The following is a 26,537-nucleotide window of genomic DNA, read 5'->3' as shown; positions in this document are numbered from 1 at the left end:
GACAGCAAGCGGCTCCGCCGCTCAGGAAACAGAACATCGCCACCCGCACCGCCACGCAAGCCGCTTTCACACCAGATTCAAGCCGTCTGGCGCTGCCAGAGTGATGCGGTGCCACTATCGACGTCGCCGGACTCCCAGCGTTTCTGTGCCTCGTCGATGACCGCCGCGTAGGCGTCGCGCACCTCGTCGGGAGCTGGCGTCAGGCCCCAGATGTGGCCGAGCTGGAGCCCCGCGTTGCGCATCGTGACGACGGTGCACAGCTCGACCACCTGCTCCACCGTGAATTCCTCGTACAGGGCCTCGAAATGCCCGTCCGTGATGCTCCCGGGGTCGGCCTGGAAGAATTCCGCGAACGCGATGGCCAGGGATTCCTTGCGGTCGTCGTCACCCGTCGGCACGATCATCGAGCGGCAGAATTCGCAGCCACCGCCGGCCGCCATCGCCATCTGCACCTTGTACTTCAGCTTCGGCGGAAGGGTTCCGGTGTTCATCAGCTGCGAGTCGAATTCCAGCCATTTCGACATGATCTCGGGCCGGTGGGCGAGAATCCGTACGAGTTCGGCGCCCTCATGATCGGTCTGTGGCACGCGGGTCATCTGGTCTTCCTCTCCGTAATTCTTACTGGTGTGAGTTCGCGGTCTCGGCCGCCAGGAAACGAGCGATGTTCTCGAGGAACCACCCGGGAACCTCTTCCGCGACGAAATGGCCGCTCGGCGCGACGATCTTCGTGAGCCGCTTGACGTAGGGCTCCATTTCGTCTCCGAAACGGTTTTCCCAATGCACCCCGCCGACCGCGAGCACCGGCATTTCCAGCGGGTTTTCCAGTAACTTGCCGACTTCGTCGCAGTCCTCCAGCAGCGTGCGGTAATGCCCGAAACCGCCGCGCAGCCGGTCCCGTCCAGTGTACGCCCTCGCATAGAGCGCGACCTCGTCATCGGAGAACGCGTCCGGTTTTCCGGCCATGGCGGGGAATGCCCATCGGAAGAATTCGAGCTCGTGCCCGTCGAAAAGCATTTCCGGGATTTCGGGCGCCGCGAAGAACCCGAAGTGCCACATGCCACCCGAGGTCACGTCCATCAGCCCGCGTAGCCCCTCGCCCAGTAACGGGCAGTCGAGCAGGACGAGCGCGGCCACGTCCTCCGGGTACTTCGCCGCCCAGGCGCTGGCGACCATCGCACCGATGTCGTGCCCGACGACGACCGCCGGGCCGGTGAGCCCGAGCGCGGCGAGCACACCGCGCATATCCCTGGCCTGGTTGGTTTTCTGATAACCGTCCGCGGGCCGCTCACTGGCGCCCGACCCGCGAAGATCGGGCACGACGACGGTGTAGTTCTCAGCCAGTTCGGGCATGACATGACGCCAGATCCGGCCGGTCTGGGGCCACCCGTGGAGCAGCACCATGGGCGCCCCGCTACCGCCCCAGGCGCAGGAAATCGTCACGCCGTTGGTCTGGATTTCCCGTACCTGGAAGCCTTCGGGGAGCCAGTCGTAGCTCACCGGGTCCGTCGTCTGGGACATCCTGTCATCTCCTTCGCATTCGTTGGCGGCACAGTCATTACTGCTCGCGTAGGTCATCGGTGTTCATGACCACCAGCGAGGTCCTGGCGTTCGACGTGCCGTCGCGGATCACTTCGCCGGTCACGCTCGTGTTCGCGGCCGAGCCCAGGAACACCGCCAGGCGGGCGACATCCTCCGGCCGCGAGATCCGTTGCTGGGGAAGCTGGCGGGCGATTCCTTCGAGCGCCGCCTCGTCCAGCCGGGACAGCGTCGCATCGGTCAGCGTGAGCCCGGTGCTGATCGCGTTCACCAGCACCCCATCGCGTCCCGCGTCCCAGGCCAAGGTGCGGACCAGCCCGGCGAGTCCCGCTTTGACGGTGGCGTATTCCCAGAACCGGGGGAAGCCTTCCTCCGCGACACCCGAGGACATGAACACGATGCGCCCGGTGCCGGCTTTCCGCAGGGACGGGAGGGCGGCGGAAACCAGTTTGAACGTGCTTTCCAGCGTGAAGCGCACCTGCTCCTCGAGCTCTTCTGCGGGCTGGTCTTCCAGATGATCGTGGAAAACCGCAGGCTGACGCGACGCGTTGACCACGAGGACGTCGAGGCCACCCAACTGCTCGATGACCGCGGCGACGACGTCCGCGACGGTCTCCGGGCGGGTGAGATCGAGCTGCACCGCAAGCTCACCCGCTTCTTCGGCCGGCTCCCGGTGCGAGTGATAGGTCGCCGCGACCCGCGCGCCTTCCGCGGTGAACGCCCGTGCGATGGCGTTTCCGATCCCGCGTGACGCGCCGGTCACCAGCACGGCCTTGTCCCTCAGCCCAGTTTCCACTCGCGATCCTCGACTTTCTCTGTCAGGGCGCGCTCAAGGCGCCTTGGAAAACACATTGATGAAGCCCCTGCCGTCCGGTACGACCTCACCGTTCTTGACGACCCCGAACGCGATACCCGGGTTGAGCACCCGGGGCAGGTTGGGCACCGTTCCGGCCCTGCCGACCACCGCCCAGGACCCGGTCACCCCGATGTCGATCGGAGTCTCGACCGCCTGGAACGCCGCGAGAAGTCCGGCGCTGTCATAGCTTTTCGCGCCCGCCGCGGCCTTCGCGAACAACTGGACCGTGGCCCAGCCGGTCTCCGAATCGGTGTTGAGCGGCGCCTGCGGCGCGTATTTCGCCATGTCCGCCTTGAACTTCTGCACGCCGGGGTTGTTCGTGTCATTGGTGAAAGCCAGGTTGTTGTCGACGATGACGCCGTCGGCCTTCGGGCCGAGCTGCTGGATCACCTGCGTGGGGAAGATCTGCGAGGTGACCACGATCTTGCCCTGATAGCCGGCGCCCTTCGACGCGTCGACGAACCTCGCGACGTTGACGGGCGCGGCCGCGATGATGACGCCGTCCACACCGCCGGACGTCGCACGCGCGACCGAGGTGGCGAAGGTGGGGTCGACGTTCGGGTCGACCTTCACCGTCCGCACATTGGTGACTCCCTTGTCCTTCAACGAGTTCGTGATCATGTCGGCGGCGAACTGGCCGACCGGGTTCGTGTCGATCACGATCGCGATGGTCTTCGCGCCCGCGTCCACGACGCCTTGCGCCGTGCCGATGAAACCGCCGGCGAACCCGCTGCTGAGCGGGAAGCTGTTCGGGTCGTTGAGCTCCGCGACCGACCCTCCGTCACCGCCGATCACCGGAATCTTGGCCGCCTGGAACACTTTCCATACCGAACCGGTCTGATCGATCTGGGTGTAGGGCCCGACGACGACGTCGGCTTTACTGCCCACAATGGACCGTGCGCAGCCCAGCTCACCGTTCTGGGTATAGGTGGTGTCACAGAAACTCACCACGTTGAGCTTGCGGCCATTCACCCCGCCCGCGGCGTTGACCGAGTCGGCGGCGGCCTGGAAACCCGCCTTGTACTCCGGTACCTGATAGACCGAGCTGGTCAGTGAAGCCATGCTGCCGATCTTGATCTCGGACCCGCCACCGCTGCCCGATGTCGCCGTGCTGCCGCATCCGGCGAGCAGGGCCAATGCCGATAGTGCTGCCAGGGCTTGGCGCCCACGCTTGATTCTCAAGGTAGTTTCTCCTTTGAAACTCCGAACGTCTTCCGCATGGGCGGTCCGCCGGCGGATCACGCCGGGGCTCCGCCGAGGTAGGCATCCAGTACCTCCGGGCGGGACTGGATGTGTGCCGGCTCCCCGCTGGCCAGGATCTTTCCTTCTTCGAGCACGGTGACCCGGTCGCTCACCGACATGATCATGTCCACTTTGTGCTCGACGAGCAGGATGCCGATACCCCAGGTATCCGCGAGGCGCCGGATCAGCACCGCGAGCTCGCCGGCCTCGACGTCGTCGAGGCCGGCGGCCGGTTCGTCCAGCAGCAGCACCGACGGTGCCCCGCTGATCGCCCTCGCGATGGTGACGATTTTCCGTTGACCGAAGGAGATTTCCGTCGGCCGCGCCCCGAGGAAGTGCTCCAGGTGCAGGCTGCGCACCGCCACCCTGGCCGCGTCGCTGAGCCGCACCCGGCCCGGGGCGACGAGGTCGGTCAGGTAGCGCCAGGCGCCACCTCGTTGTGACGCGACAGCAAGGTTTTCCTCGATCGTCAGGTCCTCGAACAGTTCCAGCGACTGGAAGGACCTCGACAGTCCCCGCAACGTCCGCGCGCGGGCACTCGCGTGCGTGATGTCGGTGTCGCCCAGCCTGACGGTGCCGGACGTGACGGGCGCGAATCCGGTGATCGCGTCGATCAGCGTCGTCTTTCCGGCCCCGTTCGGCCCGATCAGGCCGTGCACCTCGCCGGGGCGCACCTCGATCGAGACGCGCTGAACGGCATGCACACCACCGAAAGCGACCGAAATCCCGTCGACCGACAGCACCTTCGGCGGTACGACAACCGACTCGGAAGCACCGATGTTCCGGCCGGCGCCGGACAATCCCCGCAGCACCTTGATCCGGTCGAGCCTGGCCCGAAGCGGTGCCACGGCCGACAAGGCGCTCGCGAACCAGCCGTCGGTGCTCGTCAACAGCGTCACCATGAGACCGACCGCACCGATCAACGGCAGATAACTGTTGATCGACGACCAGCCGGAGAAGATCTGGCTGAAAATGCCGCCGGTAAGCAGCGCCGCCCCGAAAAGCGCGCCGGGCACGTATCCGATACCACCGATGACGGTCAGGCCCACCAGCAGGATGCAGGTGAAGACGTCGAACGAACCCACCTGCACGGTCGGCGCGAAGAACGCGATGAGAATCCCGCCCAGTGCGGCGATGACGGACGCGACGAAGAACGCGTAGATCTTCATCCCGGCGACCGGCACACCCAGCGATGCCGCCGCACGCTCATTGGACCGGACCGCGAGCAGCCGGCGTCCGGTGTCCCCACGCCGGAGGTTGCAGATCGCCACCGCGATCAGCAGCATGATCGTGAACGTCACCAGCGCGTAGCGTTCGGGGTACAACGTCGGATCGACGCTCCAGCCAAAGATCGACAGCGACGGCACCATGATTCCGGTGAGCCCGCCGGTCAGGTTCTCGTTGGTGAACGCGACGGCGACGATCGCACTGCTGAGGCCCAGCGTCGCGACGGCGAGCGTGGCGCCCCGGCTGCGCAACGCCGGAATCCCGACCAGCGCGCCGATACCGCCGGCGAGCAGGCACGCGAGAATGATCGCCGGCACGAGCGACATGGTCGCGGCCAGTTTCGCCGCCGCCAGCGCGCCGATGCCCGCGACGACGTACTGCGCGAGCGAAAGCTGCCCGGTGTATCCGGTCAGCAGCAGGATCGACAGGCAGATGATCGCCGCGCCACAAGTTGTGACGAGTGCGGTGTCCCAGTTCGCCCCGGCACCCAGCGCGATCCAGGCCCCGATCCCCCACAGCAGCGCGACGATGACCGGCCGCACCCGCCCGGTGCCGACTTTCGGCAGCCGGTCCAGGACGAAACCTCGCAGCGGAAGCGCCCGGCCGCGCACCACCATGTAGATGATCATCGCGAGGAACGGCGCCGCGGTGGACCAGCCCGGTTGGGCCACATATCGGGAGATCTCCGACTGCGCGATACCCAGTCCCAGCGCGGCCACCAGCACGATGGGGAACGACGAGAAGTTCCCGAACAGTGCCGCGGCAAGGCCGGGCACGACGAGCAGCGCCAGCGTGGTCGGTTCGAGCAGAATGATCGGCGCGATCAGGATTCCGGCGAGCCCGGCCAGCGCCGAGCCGATGGCCCAGTTGACGGCGGCGATGGTGTCCGGTGAATAACCGAAACTGGAGGCGGCCAGCTCGTTTTCGGCGACAGCGGCCGTCACGCGCCCGAACGAAGTCCGGCGGTACACGACATACAGCGCGAGCCCGAGCGCGACGGTGATGCCGAGAATGAGCAGCCGGTCAACCGAAATCGACAACCGCGAGGAGAACACGTGCACCACCGTCGTCGGCAGCAGTGACGGTACCGACAACGGATACGAACCGAAACCCAGGAACGCGGCGGACTGCAGGACGAGCAGCACGCTGAGGGTGGCGATCACCCGCGCGAGCGGGGAAGCGTTGCGCCGTCGCATCGGGCGAAGCACGAACAGGTGGATCACCGCGCCGAGCCCGGCGGAGAGCAGAATGGCGACGACCGCCGATACGACGGTCGGCAGTCCAAATCGGACAGTCAGCGCGTAGTACACGTAGGCGCCGAACATCGCCATGGCGCCCTGGGCGAAGTTCAGCAGCCCGGAGCCCCGGTAGATGAAAACGATACCCAGCCCGATGAGGCCGTATATGCCCCCGGTCGCCAGACCGAGGAGGGCGAATCTGATGATCTCGTCGGACATCGTTGTCCCTCACTTGTGTGCTGTGGCAACGGGATGTCAGGCCACGCTCTGCGTGATGCCCATGCTTTCCAGGTACGCCTCTTCCAGTACCGCACCGCCCGATTCGTGGGCGTCGCCTTGCGCGGCGACCTTCCCGTGGCTGAGCAGATACCACCGGTCGGCCACGGACAGCGCGCGGCGCATCTGCTGCTCCACGAGCAGCACCCCGAGGCCGTCCTCTTCTGCGGCGCGCCGGACCACGCCGAGAAGTCGTTCCACGACAAGGGGAGCCAGCCCCATCGACAACTCGTCCACCAGCAGGATGCGGGGCCGCCCCGCCAGTGCTCGGGCCAGCATCAGGATCTGTTGCTGGCCACCGGAAAGAAGTCCGGCCGGCCGGTGCAGGTGATCGGCGAGCTCGGGGAAGTACTCCAGCGCCAGTTCGACCGTTCCCCGCCCGAGACGGAGATTATCGAGTACCGACAACGAAGAAATCGTCGAACGCTGCTCCGGCACGAAGGCGAGACCGGCACGGGTGAAGGTGTGCAAGGACTTCGGTGCGGGTACGCCGTTCCAGTGCACCCGGCCCGCGTTGCGCGGCAGCACGCCGACCGTGGCCAGCAGTGTCGAGGTCTTACCCGCGCCGTTGGGCCCGAACAGGGCGACGACCTCGCCCGGCGCCACGCACAGCGATACCCCGGAAACGGCGGTGAGTGAGCCGTAGCCGGCGCACAGGCCGGCGACTTCCAGCACGGGCGCGGTCATCGCGCGTCACCGAAAACGGGCGCGATATCCATGTAGACGCGGTAGTCGTAGATCTTTTCGCCGCCACCGTGATGGCGGATGACCATCATCACCGGCAGCGTGAGCTTTTCGTCGTCGTGGCGGACATAGTCCGCATGCGCCTCGACGATGGTGACGCCGGGCTTCGGGTCCCAGACCTCATCGATATGGTGCCGCACGCTCTTGAAAGCGTTACCACTGGCGGCATACGCCTCGCGGACGGCCTCGATGCCTTCCACCGTGGGGTTGTTGCCGAAGGTCAGCCGGACATCCGGCGTGAACGACGCGGTAGCTGCGTCGACGTCGAAGGAATCGCCCTTGCGGTAGAACTCCCGCGTCCAGTGCTCGCCCATGGCTAGGCCCTCCCGCGCGGATCGCGTCGGTGCCGCTGGGACACAACGATCGTCATTGCTCGTCACTCCCTGGTCCCCAGGTGGAAACAACCGCAAAGACCGTAACCCGCGCCACGTCGGAGCGTCAAGTAAAGTGTATGCAGTAACCAGCCTCTGCCCCAGGAGTTACCCCAGCTTCTTGCTTCAAGGCCGATCCAGTGCATACAGTTATGTGAACGCCGGGGTATCCGGGAACCGAGCCGAACCAACGACGAAACGGCAGGTGGACGAGGACATGACCACACAGTTCAACGAAACCGGCCTGATCTGATGGCCACCGACCTGTCCGGACGCGTCGCGCTCATCACCGGCGGTGCCCGTGGTCAGGGCCGTTCCCACGCGCTGACGCTGGCCAGGGCCGGCGCCGATATCGCCGTATGCGACGCGTGCCGGCCGTTCGACAGCGTCCTGTACGACATGCCGGACGAGGACGATCTGGCCGAGACCAAGAAACTGGTGGAGGAGCTGGGCCGGCGCTGCGTGGCGGTCAAAGCCGACGTCACCGTCGCCGCGGAGGTGGAGGACTTCGTCTCCACCACCATCTCCGAACTCGGCCGGATCGACTTCGTGGTCGCCAACGCGGGCATCTTCTCCCCCGGCGGCCCGCTGTGGGAGATTTCCGAGCAACGCTTCGACGAGACCATGGCCGTCGACGCCAAGGGCGTCTGGCTGACCATCAAATACGCGGTCCCGCACATGCTGGAACGGCGCAGCGGCAGCATCGTGCTCACCTCGTCGATGGCCGGCCTCGAAGGAAACCCGAACATCGGCCATTACGTCGCCGCGAAACATGCCGTGGTCGGCCTGATGCGCTCGCTGGCCAATGAAGTCGGGCCGTACGGGATCAGGGTCAACGCACTGAACCCGGGCACTGTCAACACCAAGATGGTCAACTTTCCGGCGCAGTACAAGCTGTTCAACCCGGACAACCCGACCGAGCAGGGCATGCTCGACGTGATGGAGGGGATGCAGCTGCTGCCCGGCCCCTTCACCGAGGTCGAAGACCAGAGCAATGCCGTGCTGTGGTTGTGTTCCGACGAATCCCGCATGGTTTCGGGCATCACCTTGCCCGTCGCCGGCGGCGCCAACGTGATGAAGTGAAACCCCTTTCAGACCGGAGACCCGAGGACATGATCACCGAAATCGTCCAGCTGTCCATCGATCCCGCCAAGGCGGACCAGTTTCCCGCGGCGTGGCACGACGCCAGCAAGGAATACTTCAGCCAGCCGGGCTGCCACGGCGTACGGTTGCTGCACTCCACCGAGGCGCCGGGAAACTTCGCGGGCGTCGTCGGGTGGGACAGCAAGGAAGCCGTCGACGCGGCCGTGTCCTCCGACATCGGGAAGAAGTTCCTGGGCTGGCTCGGGCCGCAGCTGACCGCCGCGCCGGTCGTCACCCTGTACACCGAAAAGTGACCCGCGGGGTATAGGGCCCCGGTGGTGGACCGTTTGTCCTGGGTGTGGTTCCACCGGCGAGTCCTCATCGGGCTCGGCACCGTATCGCGGCCACGGTCGCCACCGCCTTCACGTTCGCGCCGTGGTTCTTCTTGTGTGCCGGAAAGCCCGCGCTGGTTGTAAACCGTTGACAGCGCAGTGAATCAGGCCGTCCAGGTGCCGGTGAACAGCGCCATCTCCACCTGGTCGGGCTCACCGGCGAACTCCGCACGCCCGGCCTGCTCTGCGGCCCAGACCAGGTAGTCCCGCCAGGTGCCGGCCCGCCAGCCCCAGCTGTATCGCCGGGCGGCGCCGGCTTCCTCGGGCAGTCTCGATGCGACCACGCTGTCGAGGATCAGTGGTTGCACCTCGCCCTGTCCGCGGCGGTAACCGGCGAAATACAGGATCTTCGTGAAGAACGCGGGCCCGAGCCCGGGAAGTTTCGCGGTGGTCAGGAAAGCCCGGTAACCCTCGACTGCCGCCTCTGGCGTTGTACGCAGTCCGGTCAGCGCCTCGTCCAGGTGCCGGGCCGCCCGCTCGTGCCGCAAAATCCGCGCCGTGCGATACGGTCCGTAGCCGCGGATACCGTATCCCCACGCCAGAGCCGCGACGGCAAGGTGCGTGGCCGGGATCTGCCCCGCGCGCCAACGCTCGGCCACGGCGAACACGTCACGCCGCCACACCAGCCCCGACGACGCGAAGCCGTGCGGCCACATTCCGAGGGGCACCAAGGATTTCCATCGCGCGGCGTCGACCGGGATCGGCGCCGGCTCACCGGGCAAGGCTGTGGTTACCGAGGTCACGAATATCCGGTCGCGGCAGACCTCGGTGTCATTACAAGTAGGGTGGCGTTTCGCACGGCCACAACGATTTTCGGGAGAGCGGCTTGCCAGTCACCGCGACCGAGCAGGTCCGCATCACCGAAGGCACCAACTTCGCCGTGACGGTATCGGCCGACGGCCAGTGGCTGGCCATGGACCTGCTGACCGCGCTCTGGGTGCTGCCGATCACCGGCGGCACGGCGCGACGGCTCACCGGCGACCTGCAGGACGCCACCCAGCCGCACTGGTCTCCCGACGGGCGGCAGCTGGTGTTCCAGTCCTATCGGGACGGCCACTACCACCTGTGGCTGATCGACCGTGACGGCACCGGGTTGCGGCAGCTCACCACCGGGCCGTTCGATCACCGTGAGCCGAAATTCTCGCCGGATGGCAAGCAGATCGCGTTCGCTTCGGATCGGGGTGGCACCGGTAGCTACGGGTTGTTCAGCTACGAGGCGGCCAGTGGTGACATCCGCGCGGTCACCCGGTCGCCGCAGGAGGAAGCCGCGCCGGCCTGGTCGCCGGACGGCACGCGGATCGCCTACGTCGTCGACGACACGGCCATCGACGTCATCGATATCGCCACCGGGAAGATCGTTCGCCAGGTCGAACCCGTGCCCGGCAGCATCGTGCTGGGCCCGGCCTTCACCACGGATGGCATGGACCTCACGTACACGAGACTCACTGGCGCGCGCACGGAACTCGTCCTCGGCAAGACGGTGCTCACCAGCGGCGAGGATGTCTTCGGGTTTTCCGTTTCCTGGCTGCCGGACGGCGATCTGGTCTACACCGCGGACGGCCGGATCCGCCGCCGGACACCGGCCGGTGCCGGCCGGTCGATCCCGTTCCAAGCCGAGGTGCCTGTCGTGACCCGCCGGGAGTACCCGCGCGCCGCGCCCGACCTGGGCTCGGACGAGCCGCGGCCGGTGCGGGGAATCGCCGGCCCGGTCGCCGCATCCGACGGCACCCGGATCGCGTTCCGCGCGCTCAACGCTTTGTGGTCGCTGCCGGCGTCGGGCGGCAAGCCGGTGAAGGTGGTGGACGACGGCTACTTCGCGTCGGACCCCGATTTCTCCCCCGACGGCACCGCGATGGTCTATACCAGTGACCGAGCCGGGAAAACCGAACTGTGGGTACACGAACTGGGCACCGGTGCGGACCGGCGGCTGACCGACGCGCCGGGCGCGCAGCTGGCGCCGCGCTGGTCCCCGGACGGCAGCCGCATCGCCTACACCGATCACGACGGCGCCGTCCGGGTGGCCGACGTCGAAACGGGTGCCGTGCGCCAGGTGACGCCGGCGCTGTTCCTGCCGGGCCGGGTGAGCTGGTCACCGGACGGGCGGCTGCTCGCGCTGGCCGCCGTGAAGCCGTTTTCGAAGCGTTTCCGGGAAGGCACCAACCAGATCCTGATCGTGGACCCGGGCACCGGCGGGCTGACCTATCACGAACCGGTGCCAGGGCGGTCCATCGCCACCCGGGGCGACGACGGGCCGGTGTGGTCGCCGGACGGGCGGATGCTGGCGTTCGTCGTCGAGTCGAGGGCGTGGGTGAGCGACGTCGACGCCGCCGGGCGCCCGGTCGGCGACGCGCGGCAGGTCACCTCGGAGGTCACCGACTCACCGTCCTGGCTGGGCCGGGATCGGTTGCTGTACTTGAACAACGGCCGGCTGCGGGCCGTGCCGGTCGCGGGCGGCGAGCCGCGGACGATCCCGGTGGAGCTGCACTGGCGCCCGGCAAGGGCGACCGGCGCGGCGGTCATCCACGCCGGTGCGGTGTGGGACGGGGAAGCCACCGCGTTGCGCCGTGACGTGGACATCGTGCTCGACGGGGATCGCATCGAAGCCGTGCTGCCACACCGGCCTGGACGGTCCACTGTGGACGCTTCGGGGCTGACCGTCATCCCGGGCCTCATCGACACGCACAACCACTGGTTCCTGCGCGGGCGGCAATGGGGTGACCGGCAGGGCCGGACGTGGCTGGCGTACGGGATCACCAGTACCCGATCCCCGGGCGATCCCGCGTACCAGATGGTCGAAAACCGCGAGGCGATCGCCAGCGGGCGGCGGATCGGGCCGCGCTATTTCGCCACGGGAGAGCCCATCGACGGTTCGCGCGTGTACTACAACTTCATGCGCCCGACCCGGTCCGCGGCGCAGCTGGACGACGAAATGGACCGGGCCCGCGCCCTCGGCTACGAACTGGTCAAGACCTATGTGCGACTGCCGGTGGACCGTCAGCGCGAACTGGTGCGGCAGGCTCATCAGGCCGGCCTGCCGCTGGCGTCGCACTACCTCTACCCGGCCGCGCGGGTGGGTATGGACGGTATGGAGCACACGGGTTCCGCGAACCGGCTGGGCTATTCCCACACGACCAGCCGACTCGGCCGTGCCTACGCTGATGTGGTCACACTGTTCGTCACCTCGGGCATGTCGATCACGCCGACGCTGTATCGCGCCATCGCCCGGTTCGCCGAAGACCGTTCGCTGGTGGACGATCCGCGGACCAGGGCGCTGTTTCCGGCGTGGGAGTACGAACGGCTGCTCGCCAAGGCCGACGAGGCGACGCTCGCCCCCGCGGCCGCGGTCCGGGAGATCCTCGCCGCGAATGTCGATATGGTGCTACGGATCCACCGAGACGGCGGGTTCGTCATCGCCGGGACCGACGCGCCACTGGACGACCTGGCCATTTCCTTGCACGGCAACCTGCGTGCCATGGTGCGCTACGGTTTCACGCCGTACGAGGCCCTGCGGACGGCGACCGTGAACGCGGCCCGCGCACTCGGCATGGAGCACCAGCTCGGCCGCATCGTGCCCGGCGCACTGGCCGACCTGACCTTCGTCACCGGCGACCCGCTCACCGACATCAACGCCGCCGCCGCAGTACACCAGGTCATCATCGGCGGCGTGGCGCACACCGTCGAGGACCTGCTGGCCCCGTTTTCGGGCTAACGGCGGCTTTTCTGCGGCTTCCCCTTCGGCTCCCGGCCGTGGCCGAGCGGGCCCGCATACGCTTGCGCGATTCGCAGCCACTCCTCGACATCCCTGCCGGTCGCGACGAGTTCGGTGTCGCTGCGGTGGCGGCGCTGGGTGACGAGCAAGCAGAAGTCCGTCGCCTTGCCCGTCAGCCGCTGCGGGGCGTCTTCCGGCCCGAAGGTCCACATCGATCTGTCCGGCGCGACCAACTCGATCCGGAACTCTTCGACCGGCGGGATACGCGAGTGCAGCTTGAACGCGAAGTCGCGGCTGCGGGCCCCCAGCCGCGCGATGTGCCACAGCCGCCGGGTCGGCTCGCGCCGCAGGCCGAGTGTGTCGAAGACGTCCTGGCCGTGTGCCCACGCCTCCATCAGCCGTGAGGTCGCCATCGACGCGACGCTCATCGACGGGCCGTACCAGTGCACCTTCTCCCCCGGCGGCACCGCGGCGAGCGCGGAAGCGGCCGCGCCGCGGTGGGCGCGCCATTCTTCCAGCAAAACGCCCGGCGATTTCGCCGCTTCCTCGGCTGCTGCACGATCGAGATAATCGTCACCTTCGCGACGCAGTTTCTCGACTTCGGCCGGCCATTTTTCCGGCTCGGTGAGTGACGTCACGAGTTGCCGGTCGGTCCAAGACAGATGACCGATCTGATGGGCGATGGTCCAGCCGTCGGCCGGGGTCGGTCTTTTCCAGTCCACTTCGGACAGATTGGCGACGATGTCGTCCAGCTCCTGTGTTTCGACAGTCAGATCAGCGAGGATCGCACCGAGGTCAGCCACGTCTCTTCTTGTACCCACAGATCCGGCGCCGGCAAATATTCGCCGTCATTTCGGAACGTTTCGGCCAGCACGTTCTGCCCAAAATTCCCCACGTCGAATATCAACGGTTAGAATGGCGCGCCCGAGTGCTTTTTTCCGTCACAGGGGAGTTTTCTTTGCACCAGGAGAATGTGGTACAGGTGCGCCGGCACGGTCATGTTCTGCTCATCACGTTGAACCGTCCGCAGGTGCGCAACGCGGTCAACCTCGCCGTCACTCTCGGCGTCGGTGACGCGCTCGAACTCGCCGAGCACGACCCGGAGATCCGGGCGGTCGTGCTCACCGGAGCCGGGGACAAAGCTTTCTGCTCCGGTGCCGATCTCAAGGCCATCGCGCGCGGCGAGTCGCTCAAGCCGGCCGAACCGCACCGCGCGGCCTGGGGTTTCGCCGGGTACGTGCGCCATCACATCAGCAAGCCGACCATCGCCGCGGTCAACGGGCCGGCCCTCGGCGGCGGAACCGAGATCTGCCTCGCCAGTGATCTCATCGTGGCGGCGGACACCGCGACCTTCGGGTTGCCCGAGGTCAGGCGTGGCGTCGCCGCGGGCGCCGGCGGGCTGTTCCGGTTGGTGGACCAGCTACCGCGCAAGATCGCCATGGAGCTGATCCTGACGGGCGCGCCCATCACCGCGGCTCGCGCGCTGGAACTGAACCTCATCAACCGCGTCGTTGCGCAACCGGACGTCCTGCCGGCCGCACTCGCGCTCGCCGAGCAGATCAGCGAGAACGCACCGCTGGCGGTACAAACCAGCAAGCGCGTCGCGCTGGGCATCGTCGACGGCGCCATCGCCGCGGAAAGCGCGCGGTGGGAGTTGTCGGCCGCGGAAGGCGCGGCGCTCGCGAAAACGTGGGATGCCGCCGAGGGACCACGCGCCTTCGCCGAGAAACGCGTGCCCAGCTGGCGGAACCGTTAAAACCGGACTATGTCTGGAAACTGCCGTCCCCCCAGCCACCCGGCCGGGCTCGGTGGTGGCACCGGCCCGGCCGGGTCCGTCACGAACTCATGATGTGCCGGTCAGTACCAGTGCGCGCGTCCGCCGACCTTGCGGCCCGTGCCGCCGAGGATCGCCAGCACCGCGCCGACTACGAGCAGCACGATGCCGATCGTCCACAGGATGGAGATACCGGTCAGCAGACCGGCGATGAGCAGGATGACGCCAAGCACGATCATGGGAACTCCTTCTGCGAAGTCCGATGGGGACCGTCTGGCAATACCCGGATCCGATGCGCGGTAAACGGTCAAAATGGCGCCCTGCCAACGATTTGGACTCGCGCACTGACCGAAGTGGACCGAATGGCCTAGCCCGGTGCGCAGTTCGGCGTCACCCGTTACCGTCCGTGCCGGTGCGGTGCCGGATGGCGTTCGGCGAGCAGTTTCAAGAACGCTTCGGTCGCCGCGCTCGGGCGGCGGGTCGTGGCGGTGGCGACGGCGAGCTGCCACTGCGGTTGGTGGTCGGCGACCGGCACGGTGACCAGACCGGTCCGGTCCTGGACGAGGAAATCGCCGAGAAAACCGATTCCCAGCCCCGCCCGGATGAAGCTGACCGCGGTACCGACGTCAGCGATCTCGACGGTCACCTCACGGTCCACCCCCGCGGCGGCGAAAGCCTGGTCGAGCATGGTGCGCGTGGCGAAACCCGGTGGGGTGTCGACGAACGGGAACTGGGCCAGTTGAGCCATGGTCACCTCTCCCGCACCGGCCAGCGGGTGCTCGCTGGGCACGTACAGGACCATGGGTGCGGTCTCCAGCACCCTGATGTCCAGATCGGCCGGCGTCGGGCCGGGAAAGGACAGGAAGGCGACGTCGAGCCGGCCCTCGCGCAACTGCTCCGCCAGCCCCGCCGAACCCGCCATCGCGGCCCGCAGCCGCACCGTCACTCCCGGATGCTCGGCGCGCAGTGCGGCCAGCAACTCCGGCAGGTTGACGAAGTCGATCGAAGTCAGCGTGCCGACCGTGACCGTGCCGCGCAACGCGCCCTGCGTCTGGTAGACGGCGTCCTTGGCGGCGCGCGCGGCGTCGAGCGTTTCGCGCGCCCGGGGCAGCAAGGCGCGCCCGGCCGCGGTCAAGGTGATCTCCTGCGGGCTGCGGGTGAACAGAGCCGATCCCAGCTCCCGTTCCAGTGCCTTCACCGTCGCCGACACTCCTGATTGGACTACGTGCAGCCGTTTCGCGGCGTGGGTGAAGCTGCCGGTCTCGGCGACCGCGAGGAAGTATTCGAGGTGACGGAGTTCCACGACACCATTATCACTGATCGTGCTGGCAGCCAGCATCAGACATCGTTGGACATGATGCGGCGGCGGTGCTGCAGTGGAGTCGTGAGTTACGACGAATCCCCCTGGGAATACACCGAACTACCGGCTCGGGCACGCGAGGCGATCGAGAACTTCGTGCCGCCCGAGGAGCTCGTGACAGAGCGGCTGGCACGCTACGCCGATGTGCGGCCGCGCCCGGCTGATCACGATGGGGACACCGAAGAACTCGACGGAGCCGTGTTCACCCACCACTTCGCCGAAATCCCGGGCGATCAGGAAACAGTCCGCTGGCACTACGTCGAAACCGGGAGCGGGGAACCGGTGGTGTTCCTGCACGGGATGCCCGACTCGTGGTTCATGTGGCATCACCAGATGGCCGCGCTGTCGGACTCCCGCCGCTGCATCGCGATCGACCTCAAAGGCTATGGACAGTCGGAAAAGGGGCGGGGCGACTACCGGCACGTGGGCGCGGCACAGCAGCTCGTCGAATTGCTGGACGCGATCGGGGTGCACGAGTTCGTGCTGGTGACCCATGACCGCGGCACCGTGCAGGGTGATCACATCGCCGCGGCCCATCCCACGCGCGTCCGCCATTACGTGCGCGGCGAACAGCACCTCTACCACTTCAACCCGGCCCTCGCGCCGCACGACGATCTGATCGCCGAGGCCCCGTGGTCCGGGATGATGGAGGACCCGAAGCGGTTCGTCGTCGCGAGCTACACCATGGTCGGCGGCCTTCCGGTTGCCGACGAGGACATGCGCCGCGTGATCCAGGAGTACTCCTATCCCGGGATCACCCGCGCCGTCCCGCGATACAACATGGGCTCGACCTTCCGGAAGGAGTGGATCGAGCGGCGCCGGGACCTGATTTCGCGCTGGCGCTCACCGATCACCCTGATCCAGGGCTGGGACTCGCGCACGCAACCCCGCGAGTTCTTCGCCGACGCCCGTGAACGCATTCCGTATGCGGCCGACGTCGACGTTCGCTACATCACCGGTGGACATTTCTGGCCGCTGGAAAGCCCCGCGGAGGCCAGTGCCCTGCTGCGCAAGGTGCTGGGCTGAGGTGGAGCTTTGAAAGTCAAACCGTTGTCAGGTGAGCGCCGACAGGAAAGTGTCCTTCATTTCGCGGCCGATGTAGAAGATGCCCTTGGTGAGCTGGTCGGCCGTCCAGGTGATGGTGGGGAAATCTTCATAAGTCGTGTAGCCGCCCGCGAAAACCTCGTTGCGGTTTCCGGCGGGGTCGAAGAAATAGATCGTCGTGCCGCGCGTGATGCCGTGGCGGGTGGGGCCGATGTCGACCGGCACATCGTCCATGGCGAACAGGTCACCGGCGCGCAGCAGCTTGCTCCAGTCCTGCAGGTGGTAGGCGAAATGGTGCAGCTTTCCGTTGGGCCCGTTGACGAACGCGATGTCATGCGGGGAGTTTCCGCAGAACATCCAGGAGCCGAGCAGTTCGGGGTTCGAGGCGTCGGTGACGAGACGCTCGGCGGGCCGGAAGTCCAGGCATTCCGCGAAATACCGCTCGAGTAGCGCAGGGTCTTCGGTGGTGACGAGCGCGTGGTCGATGTGCGGGACGGAAACCCCGCGCGGGTGGCGCGGTTCGGGGTCGGGGTTGAACGCGCCGGTTTCGGTGCCCACGTATTCGATCTCGTGATATAGCTCGAGAGTATGCTCCGACGGCAGGGTGATCCGCAGCCCGTCACCGACGGCCAGGTTGTCCCCCTCGCTCATCCGCTCGACGGTGCAGCCGAACTGCTGGCTGCGTTTCTCGAAAACATCCAGATCTTCGGACCGGGCCACCTTGTAGCCGAGTTTCACCAGCCCGACCCCGCCTTCCTCCAGCACGACGGAATGGTGGTCGTACTCGTCCCAGGCCTTGAAGTAGATCCGGCCCTGGGTCTCGGCGGCGACACCCATGCCGAGGGTGTCGCCATAGTGGCCGCGCGCCTCGTCGAGATCGGTGACCCGTACGTGCACATAGCCGAGTCGCATGACGCCCATGACGAGCTCCTTACGTGGTGGTGGGGGTGGAACCGGAGCGCGCCGCGGACGTGACCCACGGCGCGAAACGGCGGATGGTCTCGTCTCGCAGGGCGACGACGATGGGTCCGCGCCGGGCCAGCGCCCGGCAGGACAGAGCGGTGCCCGCGGCACGGTCTTCCGCACTCAAAACAGATTCGGCGACGACACTCTCGTACTCGACTTCACCGGAAAGCAGGTCGAGCTTGCACTGGCCGCAGCCGCCGCGACGGCAGCCGTGCCGGTGGGAATAACCGTTGCGGCGCATACCGTCGAGAAGCGCCTCACCGGGCCGCACGGTCAGCACCGTGCCCGAGGGATTGACGGTGACCTCGATGTCGTCGCTCATGTCTTCCTTTTCCTCAGCCGGCCCGCGTGTCGTCGCCGACCGCGTCGAGTTCGTGACGGCGCACCGGGGATTTCTCCGGCTGGGCCAGGCTCACCATGTCGACCCGATGCAGCCGCGCGGCCGTCTCGAGTCGTTTGCGGTCCTTCGCCCGGATGGCCTCGAAGATCTGCCCGTGCACGCGGAGGTTGTGGTCGACGACCTGCTCGTGGCCGGTGGTCCAGGCCGCGCGGACCAGCGCTCCCATCAGCACCGTGACGAGGCTGTCGTAGATGCCGGTGAGGACGGTGACCCTGGTGGATTTCGCGATGGCACGATGAAAGTCCACATTGGACTCGAAGAACCCGCGCGGATCACCGGCGTTGACGTTCATCCGCTGCAGCGCGCGCTCGATCTCCGCATGGTCGGCCGGGGTGGAGTTCGCCAACGCCAGGTTGTTGAACATCTCCTCGAGCAGCATGCGTGACTCGAAGATTTCCAGCGGTGGCAGGGTCAGCCCCTGGAACCACAAATCGAGCGCGCCCAGCCGGACGCCCGGCGGCTGATCGGCGGTGAAGACCCCACCGCTGGGCCCGGGTTTGACCGTGATCAGCTCCCGGTCCCGCAGCAGCCGTAGCGCCTCGTTCATCACGCCGGGGCTGACCTCGAACCGGTTGATCAGCTCGGTGCGCAGCCCGAGCCGGGTGCCCTCGGGATGACCGGCGCGCAGGATCTCCATCTCCAGCCTGGCCGCGACGTCCTCCGCACGTGACCCTGCCTTCGCGCCAGCGTCCTTACTCATCGAAGCCCTCCAGCGAAGGTTTGCAATCCTGCATTAACAATATGGCGACTGTCCTAAGGTGTCAAATATCGCTGCTACCAGCAGATTCTCTGGATCAGCACCGGTAGACACCCGCTGGCAGCCGTCATATTTCTTGCTATTGTTCGCCTCATGACGCAGACCGTGGCCACCAATCCCGAGATCGGCCGGACGATCGATGCGGCCGGGATCCGCACCAACTACCACGACCACGGCACCGGCGAACCGGTGCTGCTCATCCACGGTTCCGGGCCGGGGGTGTCCGCCTGGGCCAACTGGCGCGGCGTGCTGCCGGAGCTGGCGGCCGGCCGGCGGGTGCTCGCGCCGGACATCGTCGGTTTCGGGTACACCGAGCGCCCGGCCGGCTTCGTGTTTTCCCAGCAGGCATGGGTCGACCACCTCGTCGCGTTCCTCGACGCGCTCGACTTGCCGACGGTTTCCGTGGTGGGCAACAGTTTCGGCGGTGCGCTGGCATTGTGGCTCGCCGGCCGGCACCCGGAGCGGGTGGCGAAACTGGTCCTGATGGGCAGTGCCGGCACGCGTTTCGACCTCACCCCCGGCCTCGACGCGGTGTGGGGTTACCAGCCGTCGGTCGCGAACATGGCGCGGCTGCTGGAATTGTTCGCCTACGACCAGTCGCTGCTGAGCCCGGATCTCGCGCGGCTGCGTTACGAGGCGTCGATCCGCGCGGGCGTGCACGAGTCGTACTCCGCGATGTTCCCCGCCCCACGCCAGGCCGGGGTCGACGCGCTTGCCCTGCCGGAAGACGGGATCCGGGCGCTGCCGCACGAGACGCTGATCGTGCATGGCCGGGAGGACAAGGTGATCCCGCTGTCGTCGTCGTTGCGACTGGCGGAGCTGATCGAGCGGGCACAGCTGCACGTGTTCGGGCAGTGCGGGCACTGGGCGCAGATCGAGAAGCGCGCCGAGTTCGTGCATCTACTGCGGGGGTTCCTGCCGGCATGATCCGCGGCTGACGGCAATAAACCAGCCGGATAAGGCGGGCCAACACAAAGCGGCCACCACCGTCGCGGCGGGACTGATCTTCCGGCCGGACGGGGTGGCCATCCGGCGTTTCGGCGCGCCGCCGCCAGGGTTCACGCAGGTCAGGCCGTGCGGCGTGCTGCTTCTCCCGGCTTAACGACGGCGTTACGCGTTCGGCCTTCCGGTCGAATTGGCTTGCGGCGCACGCTACCGGCATGAAGCAGGCCAGGATGGATCCCCGGACCAAACGCCGCCTGAGTGCTGCCCGCCGGGTACGAGATCTGCTCCGGGCGGCAATTGTGCACGAGGAGTTCCCCGCCGGCGCGCTGCCCGGCGAAGCCGAACTCATGCTGTCCTTTTCCGCCAGCCGCCAGGTGGTTCGCGACGCGCTGGCGCTACTGCGGGAGGAGGGCCTCGTCAAGCGTGTGCAGGGAACGGGTACCTTCTCGGTCGCCTCCAAGGTGCGGCATTCCTTCAGTCACCTGCACGGGCCGGAACCCGCGATGGAGCGGGTGTCCCACCGGATTCTCGCGATCAGCAAGGAGATCGCCGCGCCGCGTGTCGCGGACCGGCTCTGCCTCCCGCCCGGCACCGAATGCGGCGTCATCGAATACCTCGCCGTGCTCGGCGCCGAACCGTACTACGCCTGCACCGCCTACGTACCGCTGCCGCTGGTGGGCGTGGTCAAGCACGGGCAGGAAGTCACCGAGTGGTACGCCGTCTACGAGGCCGCCGGGTTCGAGCTCGGCGTCACCGACCAGGCGGTGGAAGCGATCCTCGCCGACGACGACGCAGCCGCGCTGCTCGATGTGCTGCCCGGGGCCCCGCTGATGCTGTTCGAACGGCTCGTCCGCGATCACACCGGCCGCCCACTGGAATACGCCTTCGCCAGGGTGCGCGGCGATCGCATGGCGCTACTGGCGCAACTTCCCCGTCACCGCAGGCAACGCCGCCCGCATCCGTCCACTTTGGAGGATTGATGGCCGGCTATCTCGGACGACGGCTGCTGATGACGATCCCGATCCTCGTCGGCGTGTCCATCGTCATCTTCATCACCATCAAGATCATTCCCGGTGACCCGGTCGCCTCGATGCTCGGCCCGACCGGCAGCCCCGAGGCCAGGGCCGCGCTGCACGCCCGCCTCGGGCTCGACGATCCCCTTCCGGTGCAATACTTTTCGTGGCTTTCGCACAGCGTCACCGGCGACTTCGGCACGAGCCTCGCCCGGCATGACGCGGTCGCGCCGATCGTGTTCGACGCGCTGGTGAACACCCTCATCCTCACCGTCGCCGCCGGGGCGCTCGCCATCGTGCTCGGACTGCTCATCGGGGCAGTGACCGGACTGCGCCGCACCGGTATCGCGGCACGGATCGGGAACGCGTTCGCGCTGTTCTCGATTTCCGTCCCGCAATACTCCATCGGCCTGCTGCTGATCATCTACCTGGCCTCGAACGCGGGCCTGTTCCCGGTCAGCGGTATGCACAATCCCGGCGGCAACGGCGGTTTCACCGATCTGTTCAACCATCTCATCCTGCCGGCGATCACGGCGGCGCTCGTGCCGGCCGGGATCATCGCGCGGATGTTCCGTTCATCGGTGCTCGACGTGATGGGCATGGACTTCATCGAGGCGCTCACCGCGCGGGGGCTGTCACGGGCCAGGGTCATGCGCCACGCCTTCCACAACACCGTGCCGTCGCTGCTGACGGTCGCGGGACTACAGATCGGGTACCTGCTCGGCGGGGTCGTGTTCGTCGAGGCGGTGTTCGCCTGGCCCGGGATCGGGTTGCTGGTCTACCAGTCGATCACCCAGCGGGACCTGCCGGTGATCCAGGCCGGGGTGCTCGTGTCCGCGTTCGCGTTCGTGCTCATCAACCTCGTGGTCGACGCGCTGCACGGGCTCGTCGACCCGCGCATCCGCACCTGACGGCAGTGCAGCCGATCCCCGTCCCCGTCAACGAGGAGTCCCGATGACCGCACTGACCGAAGCGGCGTCCCTGCCCGATACCACGACCGCGAGCAAACCCCGGCGCCGCCGGATGACCATGAGTGCCACCGTCGCCGGTGCGGTGGTCCTGCTGATCGCGCTCACCGCACTGATCGGGCCGCTGCTGGCCGGCGACCCGCTGGCCGGTGACACGGCGCACCGGCTGCTGCCGGCCGGGACCGCCGGGCACGTGCTCGGCACCGACGGCCAGGGCCGCGACGTGCTCGCGCGGCTCGTGGACGGCACCCGGCTTTCCTTGCTGGCCGGGCTGATTCCGGTGCTGTTCGCCGCACTCGTGGGCACCGCGCTCGGGGTGACGGCGGGGCTTTCCGGCAAATGGGGCCAGCGGCTGATCATGCGCACGCTGGACGTGTTCTACGCGTTCCCGGCAGTGCTGCTGGCGGTCGCGATCGCGGCGGCGCTCGGCTCCGGGCTGTCCAACGCGATCATCGCGCTGGCAGTGATCCTGGTGCCACCGGTGGCCAGGGTCGCCGAGACCGAGACGCGGCGACTGGTCGATCTCGACTACATGGAGGCGGCGCGGGCCAGCGGTGCGCGCCGCTCGGCGATCGCACTACGGCAGGTGCTGCCCAACGTGGCACCGCCCGTCGTGGTCTACTGCACCGCCCTCATTGGACTGTCCATTGTGTACGCGGCGGGACTCAGTTTTCTCGGGCTCGGCATCTCGCCGCCGACCGCGGAATGGGGCCTGATGGTCAGCGAGCACACCCAGTACATCTACTCGGCCCCGTTCCTGGCCGCGATTCCGGCGCTGGCGATCCTCATCGCGTCGGTCGCTTTCAACGTGCTCGGGGACGGCCTGCGCGACCTTCTCGACGTGCGCGGGGAGGTGCGGGCATGACGGTGATCCCACCGCTGGAAGTCACCGACCTGACCACCACGTTCGTGTCCCGGCGCCGCCGGACGGAAGTCGTGCGCGGGGTGTCGTTCACCATCGGCCGCGGCGAAACCATGATGCTGCTGGGCGAAAGCGGCAGCGGGAAATCCGTCACCGCGCGCTCCATCATGCGGCTCTACGGCTCGTCGGCCGAACTCGGCGGCAGCGTCCGGGTGGCAGGACAGGAACTGGTCGGGCTGGCGGAACCGAAGCTGCGGGCCATTCGAGGCGGGCAGATCGCGCTCGTGCCCCAGGACCCGACGGGGGCGCTGGATCCGTTGCGCCGCATCGGTTCCCAGCTGGCCGAGGTGCTCGCCGTGCACGGCGTGGAGCGGGTGAAGACCGCCGCACACCGGCGCGCGGAGGAGCTGCTGGCGATGGTTGGCATCCCGGATCCGAAGCGGGTGGCCGGCAGTTACCCGCACGAGCTGTCCGGCGGGATGCGGCAGCGGGCGGTGATCGCCATCGCGGTCAGCTGTGATCCGCAGGTGCTCATCGCCGACGAGCCGACCACCGCGCTCGACGTGACGGTGCAGGCCCAGATCCTGGAGCTGCTCGCGGAACTCCAGCAGCGCCTGGGGATGGCGGTGCTCATGGTCACCCACGACGTCGGGGTGGCCGCGGACTTCGGTGGCCGGGTCGGCGTGATGTACGCCGGGCGCCTGGTGGAAGAGGGCCCGGCGAGCGAAGTCCTTTCCAGCCCAAGGCATCCCTACACCGAAGGGCTGCTGGACTCGCTGCCGATGCCCGGCGCGGCACGTGGTTCACTACGCTCGATCGTCGGTTCCCCGCCCCCGGTCGGCGCGTTCCCTGCCGGATGCGCGTTCGCGCCGCGCTGCCCGCACGTGCGTCCTTCGTGTCGTTACGACGACCCGCTGCTGGTCACCATCGCGCACGACCGGGTCGCCGCGTGTCCTGTGGTGAATACCGAACGGGTGGTGGCGTGATGAGCGACGTTCTGCTGGAAGCGGAGAACCTGACCAAGACGTTCGGCAACGGGGTGCGCGCCGTGTCCGACGTGTCCTTGACCGTCCACAAAGGAGAGACGCTCGGCGTGGTCGGTGAGTCCGGCTGCGGGAAGTCGACCACCGGGAAGATGCTGTTGGGCCTGCTCGCACCGGACAGCGGCTCGGTGACGTTCGACGGCGTGCCGCTCGCCGGGCTGCCGCGAGCCCGGATGCGGGCGCTGCGCGCGCGGTTGCAGGTCGTGCCGCAGAACCCGCAGACCTCGCTCAACCCCCGGCTGCGGGTGCGCCAGTCGATCGAGTTCAACCTGCGGGCACACGGGGCCGAGCGCCCGGCCCGGCGCCCTCGGGTGCTGGAGCTGCTGGAACGGGTCGGGCTGACCGCCGCGCACGCCGAGCGGTTCCCGCACGAACTGTCCGGTGGTCAGCTCCAACGGGTCGCGATCGCGCGGGCCTTGGCCACCTCGCCGGATCTCGTGGTGTGCGACGAGGCAGTGTCCGCTTTGGACAAAAGCGTGCAGGCGCAGGTGCTGAACCTGCTGGCGGACCTGCAGGCCGAGACCGGGGTGGCGTTCCTGTTCGTCTCCCATGACCTGGCCGTGGTGGAGCACATCTCCGATCGCGTCGCGGTGATGTATCTGGGCCGGGTCGTGGAACTCGCCCCGGCGCGGCAACTGTGGGCCGATCCGCGGCACCCGTACACGCAGGCCCTGCTTTCGGCGACCCCGGGACAGGGACGCGAACGCATCGTGCTCACCGGTGACCTGCCCAACCCCGCCGACCCGCCGTCCGGCTGCGGGTTCCGAACCCGTTGCCCCGTCGCGGAAAACGCCTGCCAGACCGAATGGCCGCCACTCGCCGAAGCGGCACCGGGACAGCTCGCGTCCTGTGTCCACGTGCGCCCGCGCGAGTCGCACGTTCCACGCGCGTGAGTCGCACGTTCCGTGCGCGCGAGTTGTGCGTTCCCTGCGTGTGAGTCGCACGTTCCACGCGCGCGAGTTGTGCGTTCCGTGCGACCGGAACACGCAACTCGCGCCACCGCAACGCGCAACTCGCGCCACCGGAACACGCAACTCGCACCACCGGAACGCGCAACTCGCGCGTTGGTTACCTGCTCCGAAAACCTGCCCTGAGAGGAAAAGTCCGTGCCCCGTTACCCCACCCGTCGTAAGAGACGATTCACTGTCGTCGGCGCGCTGCTCGCCGTGCTGTCCCTCGTGGTGTCCGCGTGCGGCGGCAGCGCCACCTCCGCCGGCGGCGCCGGTGGGAACACGCTGATCATCGGGATGACCGCGTCCGACATCCCCGTCCTGGACACCGGGCTCGCCCAGGGGCAGGGCTACGAGGGTCTGCGCTTCGTCGGCAACCAGCTCTACGACGGTCTCACGAAATTCGATCTGTCCAAAGGCGACGAGATCCCGAAGATCATCCCGGATCTGGCCGAGTCGTGGACGCCCAACGCCGAGTTGACCAGCTGGACGTTCAAGCTGCGCCCCGGAGTCACCTTCCACGACGGCACCCCGTGGAACGCCGACGCCGCGATCTTCAATCTCGACCGCTACCTCAACAAGAAGAGCCCGGACTTCTACCAGGAACTCAACGCACAGGGCGGGCTCTCGATCGCCGGTGTCAAGAGCTACCAGAAGATCGACGATCTCACCCTCCAGATCGACACCAACGGGCCGTGGGCGTACCTGCCGAGTGACCTCGCGACCGTCTACTTCGGCAGCCCCACCGCGATCAAGGCCGAAGGCAACCAGGGCTTCGCCGACAAGCCGGTCGGCACCGGGCCGTTCAAGTTCGACTCGCTGGTGCGCGGCCAGCGCCTTGTCTTGCTGGCCAACGACAAGTACTGGAACGGAAAGCCCAAAGTGGACAAAGTGATCCTCCGCCCGATCCCGGACCCGACCGCGCGCGTCGCGGCGCTGCGGTCCGGTGAGGTCAACTGGATCGAGGTGCCGCCGCCGGACGACGTGCCGAACCTGAAGTCGCAAGGGTTCCAGGTGCTCACCAACTCCTACGACCACATCTGGCCGTGGGTCTACAACATGACGAAAGCGCCGTTCGACAACGTGAAGGTGCGCGAAGCGCTGAACTGGGCCATCAACCGGCAAGCCCTGGTGGACAACATCCTCAAGGGCACCGCGGAACCGGCGCTGGGCTACGTGCCGCACGCCAACGCCGCCTACCAACCCGCCGACGACGTGTACGGCTACGACCCGGCGAAAGCCAAGCAGCTGCTCGCGGAAGCGGGATACCCCAACGGTTTCTCGATGACGCTGTCCTATCCGACGAGCGGCTCGGGCAACATGGTGCCCACCCCGATGAACACCGCGCTGCAGACCGATCTGGCCGCGGTGGGCGTCAAGGTGGAGCTCAAGCCCATCGAATGGGCGGCCATGCTGAACGACTACTTCGCAGGCAAGATCCCGGACAACGCCGACGCACTCAACATCTCGTTGAGCTACCAGCAGGAAGGCTTCTGGCGCAGCTGGTTCGGCACCGATTCCGGGATCAACGCCGGAAAGTACTCCAACCCGCAGGTGGACGCCCTGTTCGCCAAGGCGAGGACGGTCGGCGACGACAAGGCGAGGGCGAGCCTGTACTCGCAGGTCGCGCAGATCCTCGGCAAGGACTCCCCGTGGCTCGTCGTGGTCGACGACCGAAACCCGCGGGTCCTCGCCTCCAGCGTGCACGGGTTCGTGCAACCCCAGTCGTGGTTCGCCGATCTGACCCAGCTGACGGTCGGCTGAGCTTTTCCCGCCAGTGA

The 26,537-nt window shown here is 67.4% G+C and carries 26 protein-coding genes; 12 read left to right on the top strand and 14 right to left on the bottom strand.

Translation table 11 applies throughout. From position 1 onward, the window contains the following. Positions 1 to 77: 77 nt before the first annotated feature. Genes GKO32_RS10785 through GKO32_RS10755 form a run of 7 tightly spaced genes read right to left on the bottom strand, consistent with a single transcriptional unit; the run spans position 78 to position 7,433 of the window. On the bottom strand, positions 78 to 596 hold the full coding sequence (locus GKO32_RS10785; RefSeq protein ID WP_154756675.1) for a carboxymuconolactone decarboxylase family protein: 519 nt from the start codon (positions 594 to 596) through the stop codon (positions 78 to 80). A gap of 22 nt (positions 597 to 618) precedes the next feature. Continuing rightward, a complete protein-coding gene (locus tag GKO32_RS10780) occupies positions 619 to 1,518 on the bottom strand; it encodes an alpha/beta fold hydrolase (protein ID WP_154756674.1) in 900 nt (299 codons plus the stop codon). A gap of 37 nt (positions 1,519 to 1,555) precedes the next feature. Further along, on the bottom strand, positions 1,556 to 2,332 hold the full coding sequence (locus GKO32_RS10775) for an SDR family NAD(P)-dependent oxidoreductase (protein WP_312867788.1): 777 nt from the start codon (positions 2,330 to 2,332) through the stop codon (positions 1,556 to 1,558). A gap of 33 nt (positions 2,333 to 2,365) precedes the next feature. Then, positions 2,366 to 3,574 carry an ABC transporter substrate-binding protein gene (locus tag GKO32_RS10770; RefSeq protein WP_154756673.1) on the bottom strand — a complete coding sequence of 403 codons (1,209 nt, stop codon included), beginning with the start codon at positions 3,572 to 3,574 and terminating at the stop codon, positions 2,366 to 2,368. Between the two features lie 56 nt (positions 3,575 to 3,630). Next, positions 3,631 to 6,318, bottom strand: a complete 2,688-nt coding sequence (locus tag GKO32_RS10765; RefSeq protein ID WP_154756672.1) for a branched-chain amino acid ABC transporter permease/ATP-binding protein — start codon at positions 6,316 to 6,318, stop codon at positions 3,631 to 3,633. Positions 6,319 to 6,354: 36 nt separating this feature from the next. Beyond that, positions 6,355 to 7,062, bottom strand: coding sequence for an ABC transporter ATP-binding protein (locus tag GKO32_RS10760; RefSeq protein ID WP_154756671.1), 708 nt, complete (start codon positions 7,060 to 7,062; stop codon positions 6,355 to 6,357). Then, positions 7,059 to 7,433: a nuclear transport factor 2 family protein gene (locus tag GKO32_RS10755; RefSeq protein WP_154756670.1), complete on the bottom strand. Its 375-nt coding sequence runs from the start codon at positions 7,431 to 7,433 to the stop codon at positions 7,059 to 7,061. The genes GKO32_RS10760 and GKO32_RS10755 overlap by 4 nt, the downstream gene beginning before the upstream one ends. A 309-nt stretch (positions 7,434 to 7,742) precedes the next feature. Between GKO32_RS10755 and GKO32_RS10750 the strand changes: the two genes are divergently transcribed. Both GKO32_RS10750 and GKO32_RS10745 read left to right on the top strand, forming a co-directional pair. Beyond that, positions 7,743 to 8,573 (top strand): mycofactocin-coupled SDR family oxidoreductase, encoded by an 831-nt coding sequence (locus GKO32_RS10750; protein WP_154756669.1) that lies wholly within the window; start codon positions 7,743 to 7,745, stop codon positions 8,571 to 8,573. Beyond that, complete coding sequence (locus GKO32_RS10745) at positions 8,570 to 8,887, top strand: antibiotic biosynthesis monooxygenase family protein (protein ID WP_154756668.1); 318 nt, start codon at positions 8,570 to 8,572, stop codon at positions 8,885 to 8,887. Before GKO32_RS10750 ends, GKO32_RS10745 begins: the two co-directional genes overlap by 4 nt. A 182-nt stretch (positions 8,888 to 9,069) precedes the next feature. On the opposite strand, the gene GKO32_RS10740 is transcribed toward GKO32_RS10745, so the two are convergent. Next, positions 9,070 to 9,708: an 8-oxoguanine DNA glycosylase OGG fold protein gene (locus GKO32_RS10740; protein WP_154756667.1), complete on the bottom strand. Its 639-nt coding sequence runs from the start codon at positions 9,706 to 9,708 to the stop codon at positions 9,070 to 9,072. Between the two features lie 83 nt (positions 9,709 to 9,791). On the opposite strand from GKO32_RS10740, the gene GKO32_RS10735 reads away from it, so the two are divergent. After that, on the top strand, positions 9,792 to 12,674 hold the full coding sequence (locus tag GKO32_RS10735; RefSeq protein ID WP_246243446.1) for an amidohydrolase family protein: 2,883 nt from the start codon (positions 9,792 to 9,794) through the stop codon (positions 12,672 to 12,674). Here the strand turns inward: GKO32_RS10735 and GKO32_RS10730 are convergent. Further along, on the bottom strand, positions 12,671 to 13,477 hold the full coding sequence (locus GKO32_RS10730; RefSeq protein WP_312867787.1) for a TIGR03084 family metal-binding protein: 807 nt from the start codon (positions 13,475 to 13,477) through the stop codon (positions 12,671 to 12,673). The genes GKO32_RS10735 and GKO32_RS10730 overlap by 4 nt on opposite strands. A gap of 155 nt (positions 13,478 to 13,632) precedes the next feature. Between GKO32_RS10730 and GKO32_RS10725 the strand changes: the two genes are divergently transcribed. Then, positions 13,633 to 14,430 carry an enoyl-CoA hydratase-related protein gene (locus GKO32_RS10725; RefSeq protein ID WP_154756666.1) on the top strand — a complete coding sequence of 266 codons (798 nt, stop codon included), beginning with the start codon at positions 13,633 to 13,635 and terminating at the stop codon, positions 14,428 to 14,430. A 101-nt stretch (positions 14,431 to 14,531) separates the two neighbouring features. On the opposite strand, the gene GKO32_RS37945 is transcribed toward GKO32_RS10725, so the two are convergent. After that, a complete protein-coding gene (locus GKO32_RS37945) occupies positions 14,532 to 14,687 on the bottom strand; it encodes a DUF6131 family protein (RefSeq protein ID WP_166459483.1) in 156 nt (51 codons plus the stop codon). A 158-nt stretch (positions 14,688 to 14,845) separates the two neighbouring features. Further along, positions 14,846 to 15,751, bottom strand: a complete 906-nt coding sequence (locus GKO32_RS10720) for a LysR family transcriptional regulator (protein WP_312867786.1) — start codon at positions 15,749 to 15,751, stop codon at positions 14,846 to 14,848. 81 nt (positions 15,752 to 15,832) lie between these two features. Between GKO32_RS10720 and GKO32_RS10715 the strand changes: the two genes are divergently transcribed. Then, a complete protein-coding gene (locus tag GKO32_RS10715) occupies positions 15,833 to 16,834 on the top strand; it encodes an alpha/beta fold hydrolase (RefSeq protein WP_312867785.1) in 1,002 nt (333 codons plus the stop codon). A 27-nt stretch (positions 16,835 to 16,861) separates the two neighbouring features. Here the strand turns inward: GKO32_RS10715 and GKO32_RS10710 are convergent, their stop codons facing one another. The 3 genes from GKO32_RS10710 to GKO32_RS10700 are packed head-to-tail and all read right to left on the bottom strand — an operon-like array spanning position 16,862 to position 18,918. Continuing rightward, on the bottom strand, positions 16,862 to 17,773 hold the full coding sequence (locus tag GKO32_RS10710) for a catechol 2,3-dioxygenase (RefSeq protein WP_154756664.1): 912 nt from the start codon (positions 17,771 to 17,773) through the stop codon (positions 16,862 to 16,864). Between the two features lie 10 nt (positions 17,774 to 17,783). After that, positions 17,784 to 18,140, bottom strand: coding sequence for a 2Fe-2S iron-sulfur cluster-binding protein (locus GKO32_RS10705; protein WP_154756663.1), 357 nt, complete (start codon positions 18,138 to 18,140; stop codon positions 17,784 to 17,786). 13 nt (positions 18,141 to 18,153) lie between these two features. Further along, positions 18,154 to 18,918, bottom strand: a complete 765-nt coding sequence (locus GKO32_RS10700; protein ID WP_154756662.1) for a FadR/GntR family transcriptional regulator — start codon at positions 18,916 to 18,918, stop codon at positions 18,154 to 18,156. Positions 18,919 to 19,068: 150 nt separating this feature from the next. On the opposite strand from GKO32_RS10700, the gene GKO32_RS10695 reads away from it, so the two are divergent. The 7 genes from GKO32_RS10695 (at position 19,069) to GKO32_RS10665 (ending at position 26,520) form a co-directional block, all read left to right on the top strand. Then, the gene (locus tag GKO32_RS10695; protein WP_154756661.1) at positions 19,069 to 19,902 is read left to right on the top strand and encodes an alpha/beta fold hydrolase; all 834 of its coding nucleotides are present in this window, start codon (positions 19,069 to 19,071) and stop codon (positions 19,900 to 19,902) included. Positions 19,903 to 20,135: 233 nt separating this feature from the next. Next, on the top strand, positions 20,136 to 20,900 hold the full coding sequence (locus tag GKO32_RS10690; RefSeq protein ID WP_154756660.1) for a GntR family transcriptional regulator: 765 nt from the start codon (positions 20,136 to 20,138) through the stop codon (positions 20,898 to 20,900). Further along, complete coding sequence (locus GKO32_RS10685) at positions 20,900 to 21,844, top strand: ABC transporter permease (RefSeq protein ID WP_154756659.1); 945 nt, start codon at positions 20,900 to 20,902, stop codon at positions 21,842 to 21,844. Before GKO32_RS10690 ends, GKO32_RS10685 begins: the two co-directional genes overlap by 1 nt. A 43-nt stretch (positions 21,845 to 21,887) precedes the next feature. After that, the gene (locus tag GKO32_RS10680; protein ID WP_154756658.1) at positions 21,888 to 22,766 is read left to right on the top strand and encodes an ABC transporter permease; all 879 of its coding nucleotides are present in this window, start codon (positions 21,888 to 21,890) and stop codon (positions 22,764 to 22,766) included. Then, positions 22,763 to 23,749: an ABC transporter ATP-binding protein gene (locus tag GKO32_RS10675; protein WP_154756657.1), complete on the top strand. Its 987-nt coding sequence runs from the start codon at positions 22,763 to 22,765 to the stop codon at positions 23,747 to 23,749. Before GKO32_RS10680 ends, GKO32_RS10675 begins: the two co-directional genes overlap by 4 nt. Next, positions 23,749 to 24,699 carry an ABC transporter ATP-binding protein gene (locus GKO32_RS10670; RefSeq protein WP_154756656.1) on the top strand — a complete coding sequence of 317 codons (951 nt, stop codon included), beginning with the start codon at positions 23,749 to 23,751 and terminating at the stop codon, positions 24,697 to 24,699. The genes GKO32_RS10675 and GKO32_RS10670 overlap by 1 nt, the downstream gene beginning before the upstream one ends. Before the next feature lie 213 nt (positions 24,700 to 24,912). Continuing rightward, positions 24,913 to 26,520, top strand: a complete 1,608-nt coding sequence (locus GKO32_RS10665; protein ID WP_312867784.1) for an ABC transporter substrate-binding protein — start codon at positions 24,913 to 24,915, stop codon at positions 26,518 to 26,520. The last annotated feature ends 17 nt before the right edge of the window (positions 26,521 to 26,537 follow it).

It is taken from the genome of Amycolatopsis pithecellobii, assembly GCF_009707865.1.
GTDB lineage: Bacteria > Actinomycetota > Actinomycetes > Mycobacteriales > Pseudonocardiaceae > Amycolatopsis_E > Amycolatopsis_E pithecellobii.
Note: the sequence above shows the minus strand (reverse complement) of the source record. Positions and strands in the feature narration are given on the sequence as shown.